The organism is Candidatus Omnitrophota bacterium (assembly GCA_028716245.1).
In the GTDB taxonomy this organism is placed as follows: Bacteria; Omnitrophota; Gorgyraeia; order Gygaellales; family Profunditerraquicolaceae; genus UBA6249.
This window is the reverse complement of sequence record JAQUQW010000001.1, coordinates 124925-141281: the sequence shown is the minus strand read 5'-3', so window position 1 is coordinate 141281 and position 16357 is coordinate 124925. Positions and strand designations below refer to the sequence as shown.

Annotated in this window: 18 protein-coding genes; all 18 read right to left on the bottom strand. The window is 43.7% G+C overall.

Annotated features, from left to right (window positions below; translation table 11 throughout):
- Positions 1–9 precede the first annotated feature (9 nt).
- The 18 genes from PHG87_00760 to PHG87_00675 all read right to left on the bottom strand — a co-directional run bounded on the left by PHG87_00760 (position 10) and on the right by PHG87_00675 (position 16355).
- Positions 10–459 (bottom strand): N-acetyltransferase, encoded by a 450-nt coding sequence (locus tag PHG87_00760; GenBank protein ID MDD5476732.1) that lies wholly within the window; start codon positions 457–459, stop codon positions 10–12.
- A 38-nt stretch (positions 460–497) separates the two neighbouring features.
- On the bottom strand, positions 498–1718 hold the full coding sequence (gene glgC / locus PHG87_00755; GenBank protein ID MDD5476731.1) for a glucose-1-phosphate adenylyltransferase: 1221 nt from the start codon (positions 1716–1718) through the stop codon (positions 498–500).
- Positions 1718–2320: a MarC family protein gene (locus PHG87_00750; GenBank protein ID MDD5476730.1), complete on the bottom strand. Its 603-nt coding sequence runs from the start codon at positions 2318–2320 to the stop codon at positions 1718–1720. The genes glgC and PHG87_00750 overlap by 1 nt, the downstream gene beginning before the upstream one ends.
- Positions 2321–2475: 155 nt before the next feature.
- Positions 2476–3630, bottom strand: a complete 1155-nt coding sequence (locus PHG87_00745; protein ID MDD5476729.1) for an MFS transporter — start codon at positions 3628–3630, stop codon at positions 2476–2478.
- On the bottom strand, positions 3611–4030 hold the full coding sequence (gene secG, locus PHG87_00740) for a preprotein translocase subunit SecG (GenBank protein MDD5476728.1): 420 nt from the start codon (positions 4028–4030) through the stop codon (positions 3611–3613). The genes PHG87_00745 and secG overlap by 20 nt, the downstream gene beginning before the upstream one ends.
- Positions 4027–4800, bottom strand: a complete 774-nt coding sequence (gene tpiA / locus PHG87_00735) for a triose-phosphate isomerase (GenBank protein MDD5476727.1) — start codon at positions 4798–4800, stop codon at positions 4027–4029. Before tpiA ends, secG begins: the two co-directional genes overlap by 4 nt.
- Positions 4801–4900: 100 nt before the next feature.
- Positions 4901–6082: a phosphoglycerate kinase gene (locus PHG87_00730; GenBank protein MDD5476726.1), complete on the bottom strand. Its 1182-nt coding sequence runs from the start codon at positions 6080–6082 to the stop codon at positions 4901–4903.
- Between the two features lie 82 nt (positions 6083–6164).
- Positions 6165–7217, bottom strand: a complete 1053-nt coding sequence (gene gap / locus PHG87_00725) for a type I glyceraldehyde-3-phosphate dehydrogenase (protein MDD5476725.1) — start codon at positions 7215–7217, stop codon at positions 6165–6167.
- 75 nt (positions 7218–7292) lie between these two features.
- Complete coding sequence (gene galT / locus PHG87_00720; protein ID MDD5476724.1) at positions 7293–8288, bottom strand: galactose-1-phosphate uridylyltransferase; 996 nt, start codon at positions 8286–8288, stop codon at positions 7293–7295.
- Positions 8289–9314, bottom strand: a complete 1026-nt coding sequence (locus PHG87_00715) for a DUF4931 domain-containing protein (GenBank protein ID MDD5476723.1) — start codon at positions 9312–9314, stop codon at positions 8289–8291.
- A gap of 103 nt (positions 9315–9417) precedes the next feature.
- The gene (gene fmt / locus PHG87_00710) at positions 9418–10356 is read right to left on the bottom strand and encodes a methionyl-tRNA formyltransferase (protein ID MDD5476722.1); all 939 of its coding nucleotides are present in this window, start codon (positions 10354–10356) and stop codon (positions 9418–9420) included.
- A 1-nt stretch (position 10357) separates the two neighbouring features.
- Entirely contained in the window at positions 10358–12199 is a 1842-nt protein-coding gene (priA, locus tag PHG87_00705) for a primosomal protein N' (protein MDD5476721.1), read from the bottom strand.
- Positions 12186–13277 (bottom strand): glycosyltransferase, encoded by a 1092-nt coding sequence (locus tag PHG87_00700; GenBank protein ID MDD5476720.1) that lies wholly within the window; start codon positions 13275–13277, stop codon positions 12186–12188. Before PHG87_00700 ends, priA begins: the two co-directional genes overlap by 14 nt.
- A complete protein-coding gene (gene gmhB, locus PHG87_00695) occupies positions 13274–13885 on the bottom strand; it encodes a D-glycero-beta-D-manno-heptose 1,7-bisphosphate 7-phosphatase (GenBank protein MDD5476719.1) in 612 nt (203 codons plus the stop codon). Before gmhB ends, PHG87_00700 begins: the two co-directional genes overlap by 4 nt.
- Positions 13882–14142, bottom strand: a complete 261-nt coding sequence (locus tag PHG87_00690; protein MDD5476718.1) for a type II toxin-antitoxin system RelE/ParE family toxin — start codon at positions 14140–14142, stop codon at positions 13882–13884. The genes gmhB and PHG87_00690 overlap by 4 nt, the downstream gene beginning before the upstream one ends.
- Entirely contained in the window at positions 14135–14353 is a 219-nt protein-coding gene (locus tag PHG87_00685) for a DNA-binding protein (GenBank protein ID MDD5476717.1), read from the bottom strand. The genes PHG87_00690 and PHG87_00685 overlap by 8 nt, the downstream gene beginning before the upstream one ends.
- A 74-nt stretch (positions 14354–14427) precedes the next feature.
- Complete coding sequence (locus PHG87_00680) at positions 14428–15183, bottom strand: glycosyltransferase family 2 protein (GenBank protein MDD5476716.1); 756 nt, start codon at positions 15181–15183, stop codon at positions 14428–14430.
- Positions 15184–15215: 32 nt separating this feature from the next.
- Positions 15216–16355, bottom strand: a complete 1140-nt coding sequence (locus PHG87_00675) for a DegT/DnrJ/EryC1/StrS family aminotransferase (GenBank protein ID MDD5476715.1) — start codon at positions 16353–16355, stop codon at positions 15216–15218.
- Between the last annotated feature and the right edge of the window lie 2 nt (positions 16356–16357).

Genomic DNA, 16357 nt, shown 5'->3' with positions numbered 1-16357 from the left:
AAGATTATTTTACAAGCGTTTCAGCAGGGCAATCTCCTGGCAGTTGGGGAATTTAGGGCAGTTAATGCACTCCGCCCAGATTTTATGAGGAAGTTGGTTATTTTTAATTTTTTTGAACCCTAATTTTTTAAAAAACTCCGGCTGGTAGGTGAGCACAAAAATCTTTTTTGCCCCCACAACCCTGGCTTCCGCCAGGCAAGCCGTGACCAAATCCCGGCCGATACCTTTGCCTTGTTTATTTTTAGCAACCGCTAAAGATTTAATCTCGGCTAAATCATCCCAGGAAATATGCAAAGCCGCGCAGCCGGCTAATTTGCCCTTATCTTCCTCCACCCAAAAATCCCTGATATTCTCATAAAGTTCATTGAGCGACCTAGGCAGCATCACATCCATCTTGGCAAAACAACCAATCAACTCCTGGATCTGCTTTATATCTTTTATTTTAGCTTTTCTAATCATTTTAGGGGACGCCCTCTAAGGGGACGCCCTTACTGGCATTACTTGATTTCCGTACCTTTAGCAACCACAACTATTCCCGATTCGCTGACAAAAAATCTCTTTTTATCTTCCTCTAAATTGAATCCGATAACCATCCCTTGCGGGATGTTCACATCCTTATCGATAATTGCCCGTTTGATTTTAGCATACCTGCCGACATTAACCCCTTCCATTAAAATCGAATCGTATACTTCGGAGAAACTATTTATCCTTACGTTAGGGGATAGTATCGAACGCTGTACCCGGCCTCCGGAAACAACACAGCCTTCAGAAACTATCGAATCCAGGACCAGGCCCACTCTTCCTTCTTCCTTATCGCCAGAGTGCACAGTCTTTACCGGTGGATATTGCTCTTGAAAAGTCCGGATCAACCACTCCTGGTCATAAAGATTAAAAGTAGGATTCACCTGGATCAATTCCATATTTGCCTCATAATAAGCGTCGATGGTCCCGATATCGCGCCAATACTCATCTTCATTATCTTTATTGCGAAAATTATAGGCCACAACCTTCATCCCTTTCTTTAACATCTGCGGGATGATATCTTTTCCAAAATCATGCGAAGATTTATTATTCCTGGAATCCTCAAGCAGTTCCTGCATCAAGACAGACTGGTTAAATACATAAATTCCCATTGAACCATAAATCTTATCCGGCTTCCCGGGGATAGTTTTAGGATTCACCGGCTTTTCATGAAAACCCGTAACCCGTCCGGCACTATCTGCCTCAACTACCCCCAAATGCTTAGACTTAGGTTTTTCAATTTCAACCACCCCCACCGTTAGGTCCGCGTTTTGCTCACGATGCACATCGATCATCGCGTAATAATTCATTTTATAAATATGGTCGCCGGCTAAAATCAAGACTTCATCCGGCCGGTCCATTTCCAACGTATAGAGATTCTGATAGATGGCGTCGGCGGTGCCCAAATACCAGGAATCCCCGATGCGCTGCTGCGCCGGAAGCAGTTCGATAAATTGGCCTAACTCTGAAGGCAGGAAATTCCAGCCCAGGCGGATATGCCTCTGCAAAGAAGCGGATTTATACTGCGTAAGGATATAAATTTTACGCATCCCGGAATTAATGCAATTGCTTAAAGTAAAATCGATAATCCGGTATATCCCGCCAAAAGGCACTGCCGGTTTTGTGCGGTCTTTGGTTAAAGGCAAAAGCCGCTCTCCTTTTCCGCCGGCCATAATAAAGGTTAAGACTTTACGCATCATTTGAGGAACGCCCCGGTTATGCCATGCCGGATCATCATCACCGCAATGGCTGCCAGTAATATATAAATAATTTTAGAGAATGCCCGGATACCGCTTGGGCCGATAAATTTGATAATTACATCCGCCTTGATCAAAGTAAGCCAGACAAAAAACATGTTTAATATCAATGAAACCAGCGTTGCCGCCGCGCCAAAGCTATTCATCATCATCAGGGTAGTAGCCAGGACCGCAGGGCCGGTAATTAAAGGAGTGCCCAACGGAAATACCCCCATATCTTTATTATTGTGAGCGCTGGTTAATGTGCTTTTTTGCGCACCCGGCATTAAAAGCCGCACGGCAATAATGAATAAAAGCGCGCCGCCGGCAATCTGAAAATCAGGGATAGTTATGCCCAAGAGCAAAAAAATCCATTTGCCTATGATCATAAAGATAATCGCTACCGCCGTTGCGGTGGTAACCGCGTCCAAAACTATCTTATTTTTTTGAGCTTTAGAACAATTTTCAACTAAAGACAAAAAAATGGGGATATTGCCGATGGCATCCACGGCCACAAACAGCGGAATAAAGCTAAGTATATAGGGCTTAAGCGCTTCCATCATAGTTTATTATTATATAGAATACTCCGTAAAATGGCAATAGAAATAATTCGATTTCCGTCTTTTGCTTCGGCACGAAAATTTTAAATAGAAATAGGGACAGCGACTATTTTTCTTGGTCGCATAGAAGAGAAAAATGGTCGCTGTCCCTATTTAATTTATTCAATCTTATTAATGAGGAACAGGCAAAGAAAGCTGGTTAACGCGGATAAAACTATCAGCCATTTTAAGCCGATAAGCGGAAGTAAAAATGCCCCTGATAAACTACTCGATACATCGGACAGGTTATTTATACTGCATAAAAGCGCAAATGAAGTCGCTTCCAGCCCCTTGATCGAATGCCTGGCCATAAAATCCAGAAGCATTAAAAATATAAACATTCCGATCAGGCTATAAATAATATCATAAATAACCGCGGAGAAGGGAGTATAGTATAGGTAGCTTAAAGTAGTCAGGGCTCCGGCAAACACCGAAAAATACAGCCATTTTTTGATATTTATCTTCTGGCTGAATTTATAATAAAGCAACGAACCACAAACGCCAAATAGCGTGCCAATTGTGGCTAATGTACCGATCCACATCTTGCCCCATTTAAAGCTATCGCGCTGAATAAAAAATAAAGGAGTGCCAAAAGACGGAGAGTATTTATACAAAAATATAAATAAACCGATAATCAATATTTTCTTATCGCTAAAGAGCTTCTTTAAATCGGTAAGCAAAGTTGAATACTTCTTCTCTGCCTGCTCTTCTTTGTAAAAATAAGCCGGCAGGCCCACGACAAGATAAACCGGGATCAAGCATAAAAAACCCATCTGGTAACCCCATTTCTCGGCGATAAATGCCCCGCCGATTCCAGTAAATAATCCTGCCACTAAAATCGAGGCCCATTGGATACTTTGGATTCTTCCGGTAGCCTGATATTTCTTGCCCTCCACGCACATGATCCCGTCAACCGCGACATCGCGAAAGGCCGCGCCGGAGGAGTTAAGCGCCAGCAACGCCACTAAAATAATCAGCGGCATCTGCATCAAACCCAGGAACAAAACAAAAACTATATCTAAGGCCAGGGAAATAAATATCCAAACCCGCTTACTGAATGAATTATCGATTACGTAACCGATTAAAGGCTTAACCAACCAGGCAAGGGTGGTAAAGGATCCCAGAAGCATTATTTTCTCGGGGGAGAAATGCAGGGTTTCTTTAAGATAATAAAACAGCCCCTGGGCGGGCAGTCCTTCGATGCCTTGCGTAAAATAAACCGCGCTGCTTAAAATAAATACCCAGAATAATTTTTTATTGGGATTTTGCTGCATCCGGCTTGGCTGGTGCTGCTGGCGCATTGGCTGGCGGTGGCGGTGGCGTCTGAACTTTGATTGCTTCTGACGTTACTGTTTCAGGTTTAGGCGCGGGTGACGGAACCTTGGCTGGCTCGGTTACAGCCAAGCTTGTTTTTGGCGTAACCGGGCGTACATTGCGCATCAATGACTTGCTCTGTTTAACTGACATAACTGCAAGGCTTAAGCAGGTTATAAAGAAAACAACCGACATAATCGTCGTCGTGCGCGTTAAAAAAGCGCTGGTTTTTGTCCCGAACATCGATTCGACCCCGGCAAAACTTTCCACTAAACCGGCGCCTCTTCCGCGCTGGATTAAAACCAGGCCAATTAAAACTATACAAGCAATTACATGAATTATAATCAATAACGTCATCATTTTAGGACCTCACTTGCTTTAATTACTATTGAACTAAATGAATCCACCTTTAAGCTGGCCCCGCCAACCAGGGCGCCATCCACATCCGGCTTCGCCATTAATTCTTGGATATTTTCCGGTTTCACGCTCCCGCCATATTGAATCCTGATATTGCTGGCCACCTCTTCCCCGTACATTTTCCTTAATAAATCACGGATAAATTTATGCACTTCCTGAGCCTGCTCCGGAGTCGCTGTCTTGCCTGTGCCAATTGCCCAAACCGGCTCATACGCGATAACTGTTTTTAAGATATCCTCAGCGCTAATATCCACCATGCCGCCTTTGATATGATCCTGGATTACTTTAAAAGTATTATTGGATTCCCTTTCTTCTAAATTCTCGCCTACGCAAATAATCGGGATAAGCCCGTGCCTTAAGGCGGCTTTGATTTTTTTATTCACCGTTTCATTTGTTTCGCCAAAAAACTGCCGGCGTTCGGAATGCCCGATAATCACATACTGGCAACCCGCGTCCTTAAGCATTAGCCCAGAAACCTCTCCCGTAAAAGCTCCCTCCTCCTGCCAATAGATATCCTGGGCGCCTAATTGAATATCCGTTTCATTCAAGACTTCGGCAACTTCGCTTAAGGCTGTAAAAACCGGGCACAATACTACATCAACTGCAGCAAAATTCACTTTAAAAAGTTCCCGTTTTAAATTATTGGCCAAATCAATGGCTTCATTAATTGTTTTATACATCTTCCAATTTCCGGCAATAATCGTTTTCCTCATCTTTCAAATAACTCCTTACTTCAAAACTGTTTCCGACCCAATCGGGAAATAGGGATGTATACCCCTGTTTCCCGATTGGGTCGGAAACAGTTTCGGTTACTTATTTATCGGTAAGCGCTGCGATCCCTGGAAGAGTTTTTCCCTCTAGAAATTCCAGGCTTGCCCCTCCTCCGGTTGAAATATGCGCCATTTTATCTTCTAATTTAAATTTAGCGATTGCCGCCGCGGTATCCCCTCCTCCGATTATCGCGGTAGTTTTTAAAGTGGCAATAAACTTGGCAATATCCCGGGTTCCCTTGCTAAAAGCATCCATCTCAAATATCCCCAGCGGGCCGTTCCAAACGATGGTTTTGGCGGATTTTAATTTATCCTCAAACAGTTTAACCGTCTTTGGACCGATATCCACGGCAATCTTGCCGTCAGGAATATTATCTCCGACAATTTCGGTTTTTGCATTCGGGTCAATATTATCTACCGCCAGATTATCCACGGGCAGCAGGATTTCTTTATTCAACCCTTTGGCCTGATCCAGGATGGATTTAGCTAAATCTATTTTATCTTTCTCCAGCTTGGAATTGCCGATCTGCTTGCCTTGCGCCTTCAGGAAAGTATAGGCCATACCGCCGCCGACAATAATCGCGTCACATTTAGGGAGTAAGTTTTCGATAACCCCGATCTTATCTGAAACTTTCGCTCCGCCTAAAATAACCATAAATGGCTTTTGGGGATTACTTACGGCGCCGCCTAAATATTTGATCTCTTTTTCCAGAAGAAACCCTGCGGCGGATTTTAAGAAATGAGTTATGCCCTCCGTTGAGGCGTGCGCGCGGTGAGCGGTACCAAAAGCATCATTAACAAAGATATCGGCCAAAGAGGCTAACTTGCCGGCAAAACCGGCGTCATTTGCCTCCTCTTCGGCGTGATATCTTAAATTCTCCAGCAAAATCACCCTTTCTTTTGCTTTATCAATATCCTGCTTAATATTATCGCCTACGCAGTCATTAAGGAACAGCACATCCTGGCCTAGTAACTCTCTTAAACGCGCGGCTACCGGTTTAAGGCTATATTTGGCAACCGGCTTTCCATCCGGCCTGCCCAAATGGCTCATCAACACTAATTTTTTAGCGCCATGCTCTAAAATATATTTTAGGGTAGGCAAGGTTGCCTGGATGCGTATATCATCCGTAATATTAAAGCTGGCATCAAGCGGCACATTGAAATCCGCGCGCACCAACACTGTTTTATTTTTTAGATCGATATCTTTTAAAGTTAATTTCGCCATATCTTCTCCTTATTAAATAGGGACAGCGACCATTATTCTCTTCAATGCAACCAAAAAATAATGGTCGCTGTCCCTATTTAAATTACAACCCCTTCTTGACAATATAATCGCACAGGTCCACTACGCGGTTGGAATAACCCCACTCATTGTCATACCAGGCCAGCACTTTAATAAAATCATCCTGAATAACTTTGGTGATCTTGGCATCAACTATCGAGCTTAATAAACAATGATTAAAATCAATCGAAACTACCGGGTCCTCAGTGTATCCGAGTATCCCTTTCATCGGCCCTTCGGAAGCTGCCTTAAAAGCGGCGTTGAGCTCTTCAACAGTCACTTTCTTGGATAAAGTCGCGCTCAAATCCACGACCGAAACATTAGGTGTGGGAACACGGATGGCAAAACCATCCAGCTTGCCTTTTAATTCCGGAATAACCAATGAAATTGCCTTGGCCGCTCCGGTTGAAGTCGGGATCATCGAAATTGCGGCGGCCCGGGCCCGGCGTAAATCCGAGTGGGCCATATCCTGCAATTTCTGATCATTGGTATATGAATGTATTGTGGTCATCAGCCCTTTAACAATACCCCAATTGTCATTAATCACTTTGGCAACCGGAGCAAGACAATTGGTGGTACAAGAGGCATTGGAAATTACATGATGATTTTTAGGATCATATTTCGATTCGTTTACGCCCATGACAATGGTTATATCTTCACCTTCAGCCGGAGCCGAGATTACCACTTTTTTGGCGCCGCCGCGGGTAATGTGATTCTCCGCGCCCTTTACTTCCTTGCCTTTTTTATTTACGCCATCTTTTTTAATTGTGAATAACCCCGTAGACTCCACAACAATCTCTACTCCTAAATCTTTCCAGGGGAGTTCCGCCGGGTCTCTTTTACTCAAAACCTTGATCTCTTTGCCATTAACCGAGATTACATTATCAGCGGTCGCCTTTACTTCGCCGTTAAAACGCCCGTGCACGGAATCATATTTAAAAAGATAGGCGTTACTCTTGGCATCGGTCAAATCATTGATCGCCACCAGCTCTATATTTTTACTATTTTTTTCTAAAATCGCGCGGGCCACCAGGCGGCCAATCCTGCCAAAACCATTAATACCGACTTTAACTGCCATCTGAATCCTCCTTGGTTAAATAGAATAGGAAACTGTTTCGAAATTAATCGGGAAATAGGGACAACCCTAAATCCATTATACGGATTTCAAATACTGCGCGGCTAATTCAGGTGAAGTTGGATCGAGGTAAAAACCGGTCCCCCACTCAAAACCCGCGACTTGGGTCAACTTTGGCATAATTTCAAGATGCCAATGGTAATACTCCACGTCAGTTTCACCGTTAATCGGCGCAGAATGAATTATATAATTATACGCTAAATTTACAAATACTTTTTTTAATTTTGTTAATGTGTCTTTTAAAATCTGCGTTAACGCCGAGATCTCCGGCCCTGAAATGTGGCTAAAATATCCGCTATGCTGCTTAGGCATAATCATGATCCCGAATGGAAACCGGGAAACAAAAGGACAGAAGGCGACAAAATACTGATTCTCCAAAATTAACCTTGTCTTATCATGAATCTCCTGGCGGATAATGTCGCAGAATATACAGCGCTCGCGATAATTATAATAATCACGCGCTCCGTGGATCTCCTCCAGGGGATTCTTCGGCACCATGGGAAGAGCGATCAACTGCGTATGCGGATGCTCTAATGAGGCGCCGGCTGCAGCGCCATAATTACGAAAAACCATAATGTATTTAAAGCGGCTGTCTTTTTTTAAATCGATCATCCGCGCGCAGCACATCTTCAGGTAATTTTCGATTTCCTGCGGAAGAAGTTCGCAGATATCCTTGTTGTGATACGGACTCTCAATTAAAACTTCATGGGCGCCGATGCCGTTTGACATATCATAAATACCCAGCCCCCGGCGGTTAAGCTCTCCTTCGATCTGCAAAGCGGGAAATTTATTGGCGACCACGCGCACCTGCCAGCCCGGAGTATTAGCCGCGGTACCCGGATCGCGAAAACAGCTTATTTCAGGCGGAGTCATAAATTCGTTACCATAACAAAACGGGCATAACGTGCCACTGACGATATTCTGCTCATGTTTAAAATCTTCCGGCTTTCTCGGATGCTCCGTATCCACAATCACCCAGCGGCCGACTACCGGATCCCTTCTTAATTCACCCATTTAAATTTGCACCTCTCTTAAGAATTTAGCCGTCTCTTCGGGAGGAAGCGGGCAAATATAAAAACCCGTGCCCCATTCAAAACCCGCCACCTTAGTTAAACGCGGCATAATCTCGATGTGCCAATGGTAATCCAGATCTATAGTTTTCCAATAGCCGATTTTTTGCCGGCGGAAAGGGGCGGTATGGATCACATAATTATAATCCGGGTCATTTAACCCTATTTTTAACCTTAAAAGGACAGCTTTAAGCACCCGGGCAAGATTTTTTCTGGATGAGGCGTCCATACAAGTATAATCGCAACAATGCTGTTTAGGTAAAATCCAGGTTTCAAAAGGAAAACGCGCCGCAAACGGGCTGACCGCGACAAATCCATCGAAATCCGCAATCACCCTTTCTTTTTCCGCCAATTCCTGTTTGATCAAATCACAGAACACGCAACGCTCATGATATTCATAATAAAGGCGGGCGCCGGCCAGTTCCTCTTTTACGCGTTTGGGGTTAACCGGGGTGGCAATTAACTGCGAACGCGAATGTTTGATCTCTGTGCCGCCGCTGCCGATGCCATAATTTTTAAATACCAGGACATATTTAAGCCGGCTATCCTTCTCCAAATCAACTATTCTTTCCGCATAGCAGTTAAGCACTTTAGCAATCTGCTCTTCGCTTAAATCCGCCATATTGGCGATATGCTGGCTGCTTTCGATTACAATTTCATGGGCGCCGATGCCATTCATCACGTCATAAAGGCCGTTTCCGCGCCTTTCCAGGTCGCCTTCAACCCTCAAGAAAGGGGATATGCTGGGCACAACCCGCAAGTCCCAACCCGGGCCGTTGCGAGTAGAATGATGCGGGCGAATGGCGTAAATTTCAGAAGGCGTCCTGGTTTCCTGGCCTTCACAAAACGGACAGGGCTTCTGGTCCTCCTGGTCTTCAAGCTTACCGGCGAATTGGTCCGGACGGCGAGCCCGCTCAGTGGCAATAATCACCCACCTACCGATAACTGGATCTTTCCTTAATTCTGGCATAGAGTATAATTATAACAAAAGTTCCAAAACTTGCAACAAATAAATAGGGACAGCGACCGTTTTTCTTGGTCGTATAGAAAGGAAAAACGGTCGCTGTCCCTATTTATTTACCTAGGATATCCCCTATGGAAAGTTTATGGCCGATAATAAAATTTTGCGCGCTCATCCGTTTGCCCGCTTCTAACTGCAGCTCATTGATCTTTAAAAACCCGCGGCCGCAAGCTACCACGATACCGGCCTTGTCGGCCCTGACCACCTCACCGGGACATGGTTGATGATTGGGGAATATCGGAAGGATTTCCGCCTGGAATATTTTTAGCATTTTTCCGCGCAAACTGGTAAATGCTCCCGGCCAGGGTAATACGCCCCTGATCTGATTATGAATATCCGCAGCCGAAGTATCCCAATCGATTAAACCAACCTCCTTTTTCATCTTCGGGGCAAAAATAACCTTAGCTTCGTCCTGATCGATTAAACGATAATCCCGATTATCAATTTTAACCAGCGTCTGTTCTAAAAGTTTCGCCCCCGCAAGGCTTAGTTTCTCCTCTAAACTTACCGCTGTATCTTTATCCTCGATTTTTACCTCTTCCTGCAGAATAACCGGCCCGGAATCCAGCTTCGGGGTTACATAGATTATCGTAATCCCGCTCTTTTTTTCTCCGTTGATTATCGCCCAGTTAATCGGCGCCGCTCCCCGGTAACGCGGCAGGAGCGAAGCGTGGATATTAATCGGCATAATTTTGGGAATATCCAAAACCTCCTGGGACAATATCTGGCCGTAGGCAATAATTACAAAAAGATCCGCCTCAAGGTTTTTTAAGAACTTTAGGCTTTCTTTGCTATTAATATCTTCCGGCTGGAAGATTTTAAGCTTTGCCTGGAGCGCGGTATCCTTTAGGTCTGTGCCGGTAAAATGCAGGTGCCTTCCTTTTTGCTTATCCGGCTGGGTAACTACGCAGGCAACCTCATGCTTGCTTTCGATCAAAGCTTGCAATGAAAGAACCGCGAAATGTGAACTTCCGAAAAATATTATTTTCATCTCAAACAGGATCTAGGTCTACCGAAACTATTATACCTGAATAATGCCATTCTTTTAAGTGTAATTTTAAAAAATGGCTGGCTTTTTCCGCGCTGGATGCGCGCATCAATATCTGGTAATAAAAATTACCCCGTAATTTAGGCGGCTGTCCGGGATTAAGGGATAGTATTTTTATACTATTGCTTTTTAAGCCGTTTAATTTTTCGAACAAATCCGCAGCTGCCTGCTTAACCTTTTCAAGACCGGATCCTCTTGCCTTAAGTAAAATCATGTGTTTAAACGGAGCCAGCTCAAGCTGTTTACGCTGTTTGAGTTCCTCCCTGTAAAATAACTGCGGGTCATTTTTAACCAGCGCCTGAAAACAATGGTGGTTGGCGTTAGCGCTTTGAATAATCATTGTTTTAGAGGTCAAGCTAACCAGCCCGGCAAGCAAAGAGAATGTCTTCTCCGCCGCCCGAAAATCCACCCGGTTAAGCGAATTATCTATTGCCAAGACTCCGATTAAATCAAAATTTAAAGTCCCCTGCTGTTTTACTACCGAACCTGTCGCCACAAAAATATCCGCATCTAGTAAATTAATACCTTCCTTAGCCTCTCCAATTATTTTAATCCGCGCCTGGGGAAAAATCCGGGCCAGCTCGCTTTCAACTTTCTCCGTGCCTATCCCGGAATACTTAATATAACCGGTATTGCAGCTGGGGCAGATCTTAGGGGCCTCCATCTTAAAATTACAATGGTGGCACCTTAATTTATCCTCTTCAAAATGAAAGACTAAATTAATATTGCAGCGCGGGCATTTCAACGCTGCCCCGCAATTGTGGCAGGCGGCTGCGGTGGCAAAACCCGTGCGGTTGATAACCAGAAGGATTTTTCCTTTTTCACCCAGTTGGGCATATATGGCATCGGCCAAAAACTTTGAAAATAAAGATTTGCTTTTTCTTTGCGCATAGGCAAGCCTGCGCACATCGATAATCTTAACCTGCGGATACGCTTTCTTAGAAGGAATAATTTCACGCTTAAGATTTTCTTTTTGCGCCAGATAAAAACTTTCTAAAGATAGGCTGTGGCTAGCCAGGATAACCTTTGCTCCTTGGATTTGGGCGCGCATCAAAGCAACCTCCCGGGCATGGTAATGCGGCGCCTGCTCCTGCTTATAAACCCGGTCATCCTCCTGGTCGACGATAATCAGCCCCAGATCATTCACCGGGGAAAAAATAGTCGAACGCGTTCCGATAACAACGCAATACTGGGCCTGCCTGATTTTTTCCCATACCTCCAGCTCTTTTGGCTGCTTGCGGAATGTCAAAAAAACCTCTATACCTAAATCTTTTTCAATTAACTTCTTGGCTCTTTCTGCCTCCGAAATATCACTGAACAAAACAATCGCTGAACGCTTCTGCGCCTGAACCTCTTTAATCTCCCTTAAATAAACCGGCATCCTATCCTGGCCCTGAACAAAACTAGGGACCGTTTCTATTTTTCTAGAACTGGACTGGGGAAAAATAGAAACGGTCCCATTTATTTTGCCTTTCCTGATCTCATCCGGAAGCGCGGTTTCAATTGCCTCCCCCCAAGAACAACAATAATATTCCGCCAGCCTCCTGGTCAATAAAAGCATCTTTTCATCTAAAATAGGCGACTGGCCGATGAGCGCCGAAATTTCTTTTATTTTCTTAATTTTAGTTTTATTGCTTAAACCGACGACGTAGGCTACTTCTTTTTTGTTGCGGAAATTTACCCAGGCCCTTGCTCCGACAGAAATCTTATTTTCCAAATCAGCCGGGATGAGGTAGTCAAACGGACCATCAATAGGCAGGCCTAATACAACCTTAGCATATAACACTAGCTATCTCCTGACAGGCAAGCGGCTTGGCAGCCTGGCCGGCATTCTTTTTTAAAGCTTGGAGTTTGCGCGGATTATTCTTGAGCTCAACAATCAACTCTTTAATCCGCCGAACATCCTTTAAGGCGTATCCTACCCCATAACCAGCCAAAATCCGGATATTCTCCTGCTCCTGTCCCGGTATTGCCGATATAAAAATAGGAAATAACTCCATATTCAGGAATTCCGCGATGCTTGAGCCTCCGGGCTTGGTAATTATAATATCGGAAACCGCCATAAGCTCTTGCGCGTTATTTACAAATCCAAAAACTTTCACATTCCCTAGATTTCGTTTTTGCAGGCGGCAAAAAAGTTTTTTATTTTTTGCGCAAACCACCAGCACCTGCGCTTGAGAACAAAGGCTCTCGGCAATTTCCTCAAGCGGCCCGGACCCGAATGACCCGGTCATGATCAATACGGTAAACATATCCGCCTTAATACCCAATTTAGATGCCAGGCCAACCCTATTTTGATTCCTGGTAAAATTAGGGGCAAACGGAATACCGGAATCTTTAATTTTTGATTCTTCTATCCCCATGGTTAACAATTTATCCTTGGTAGCTTTGGAAGCGGCAACATAAAGATCCGTGCCGTTTGAAATCCAAAACGGATGCACTCCGAAATCTGTAATTATTGTAATTATTTTTGCCTTAATTTTGTTTTTTAATTTTAAATTTGCCGCTAATTCTGAATTGAGAAAATGCGTGGAAATAATAAGATCGAACTTTTCCTTGATCAGATAATCGGCGAACTTACGGCAGCTAAAGTAATTTACGATTAAAGAGGATTTGCGGCAAATCCAGCGGGTCAGCCGGATTTTAGTCATCCAGAAGAAAAACCCCCAAAGCCAGCTGGCATAATGCACTAAAAAAGGATAGCCGGCAAGGTAGCAAAAACGAAAAAAAGGATTAGCAGAAGGCAAAAGATCGGCCAATTCCAGGCTTAAATCCCGGCGATTATTTTTTAGATAATTATATACCGCCTCAGCTACCCTGCGGTGGCCGGCGCCGGCTGAAACATAAGTAATTAATACTTTCATTGTTTTGTGGGGACGTCCTCTGAGGGGACACCCTTAGTAGCAGGGTGTCCCCTTTTAGGACGTCCCTGAATTCTAGCTAAGAATTTAGCTGCTGCCAGGAGATCCTTGAATACAAAATCCGGTTTTGCTTCCCAGTTTTTTTGGTTTGCCAGTTTTTCTTTACCGGTCAATACAAGAATGGATTTGCATCCGGCCGCCCGGGCAGTAAAAATATCCCGCGTTGTATCGCCGATAAAATAGGTGTTTTTTAAATTGAATTTAAATTTTTGTGCCGCCTGCCTGAGCAACCCCGGCTTTGGCTTGCGACATGAACAATCCATTTCTTTACGGTGCGGGCAATAATAAACCTTATCAATCCTGCCTCCTGCTTTCTCGATATCAACAAGCATTTTAGCAGTTACCAGGTCTAAAGTTTTCTGGCTATACGTACCCTTGCCCACCCCAGCCTGATTAGATGCTACAAATATTTTAAATCCATTCTTACTCAACAAAGCAATTGCTTTCTTTGCGCGGGGCAGAAACTTGAATTTACGCAACGAAGTAACATAAAGTTTATCTCCCGGATATTTATTTATTACTCCATCCCTATCCAAAAATACTACTTTCATATTCTATATATATCTTTTCTGTTGCTAATACGCAAGACAAGAATCAAAATCTCGCGTTCCGCTATTTTATAGATAACGCGGTAATCGCCCCACCGGTATCGCCAATAACCGCCAAACTCGCCTTTTAAGGGTTTCCCTAATTCTTTGGGGTTGCAAGCAAGATAGGTTTCGATACGATTAAGAATCTTCCTAACTGTAGATTTATCGAGCTTCTTAAGGTCATCCTCAACCGAATCAAGATAGGCAACCTTATACACCGATCTGCTTCCTTAGCTCTCTACCAGAAATAATCTTAGATTTAGGATCATTAAAGCGGTCTTTGGCAATTTGCGCGTCGGCATAGTCTTCTAAATAGTGGACTAAAGCATTGGTAACATAAAAAGTCTCGCTGCGATGCGTGGTTTTTGCCAATGAGGCTAACCGATTAACCAATCCAGCCGGTAAACGAAATGCTTTTAATAAAGTCATCGTCTTACCCTCCTCTCACAATATAAGTATAACATTGTTATACAAGTATTGCAAGAAAAATTTTACTTAATTTTTTATCTGCCGCCTGCCTTCTTTTGCATCTCCCTAAATTTCACATAACTTAATATTTGATACAAACTGTCAAAATAAGCGATAATAAACCCGTACATGCCATCCTTATATGATTTCTTACGGATATATCTCCTAAAAAACCTGTCTACGGCTCTCCAGGTAGCCCAGAGCAGGGTCATCTTGCGCCCGGTCTTAATCCACTTTACCGCCTCAAGAGTCGACTGCCGGTTGACGCTATTTAAAAAATGCTCCAGGTCCGGGTATCCCCGGTGGATAATATCGGATCTTAAATGCCCGCATGGGCCGTCGATAAAAACCCGCGGATGCACTTCAGACTCTTCATATTTAAATTTATCTTTTTGAAATAAGCGCACCTTTGAAGCCGGATACCAGCCGCCGTATTTTACACAGTAATTGCCGATAAAATTACGCAGGGGAATATCATAGGCGGCAAAATCCGAGGACTGGATCGCTTGTTCAATTTCCACTTTTAATTCCGGCGTGACTGTTTCATCGGCATCTAAACTCAAAACCCAGGTATTGGCCGCCTGCGCGTAAGCCCAATTCCTGTGCTTACCTTCTATATCCATTTTTCTAAAGAAAACTTTGCAATTATATTTCTTAACAATTTCAATGGTCTTATCCGCGCTCTCATCATCGACCACGATAATCTCATCCGCCCATTTCACTGACTCAAGGCAAGCGGCGATACAACTTTCCTCATTCTTCGTCAAAACCACAACCGACAATTTAGCCATCAATAACTCCTTATTTTTACCCTATTTCCCGATTAGCTCCGAAACTGTTTCGGACTCAAAGAGGAAACAGTTTCGACTTGGGCAACAATATAATCTTTTTCTTTCTGTGTCAATTCAGGATAAATCGGTAAAGTAAATGTCTGCTTTGCCGCCTTTTCCGCTTCCGGGAAATCTCCTGCCTTATACCTTAAATATTTAAAGCACTTCTGTAAATGCAGCGGAACAGGATAAAATACGCGCGAGTCAATTCCTTTTGCCTGCAAATAGTCAATAAATTTTTTATTTGAAGCCGGAGCCCTCAGGACATATTGATGATAAATATGCGTGGTATATTCAGGCAGAAACGGCAAATTAAGATTAAGGCCTGCCAAATTCCTATTATAATATTGGGCAACCTCCTGCCTCTTTCTATTCCATCCATCCAGATGCTTTAACTTAACATCCAGCACCACCGCTTGAATTGTATCCATGCGGTTATTCCGGCCCAAAACCAGATGATAATATTTATTTTTATTCCCCTGATTCCGCAAAATCTTTAATTTTTCTGCCACCCCTTTATTATTCGTCAAAATTAATCCGGCATCGCCAAATGCGCCGATATTTTTCCCCGGATAAAAACTCACCGTGCCGCAATCACCAAGCGTCCCTGCTTTTTGCCCCCTGTGCTCTGCGCCGAAGGCCTGCGCAGTATCTTCAATAACTTTTAATTTACACTTACGCGCTAATTTCAAAATTCCATCCATATCCGCGCACTGTCCGTAAAGGTGCACCGGGATAATCGCCTTAACTTTTAATTTATTCTTCTTGGATAATATTTTCTCAACACTCTTGAGCGAAATATTATAGGTATCGTAATCTATATCCGCAAAAACCGGACGCGCCCCGATACTTGCCACCGCGCCTGCGGTAGCATAATAGGTAAAACTTGGGCAGATTACCCCGTCCCCGGGTTTAATTCCCAAAGCAAGCAAAGAGAGCGAAATGGCATCCGTGCCGTTTGAAACACCAATCGCGTATTTTGCTTTTGAATACTCCACAACATGCTGTTCAAATCTGGCCACTGCTTCCCCCAAGATAAAACTGGTATCATCAATTACCTCTTTGATTGCCGCATCGATCTCCTGGCGGATCGGGGCAATTTGTTTTTTTAAGTCTAGTGCCGGTATTTTCATAT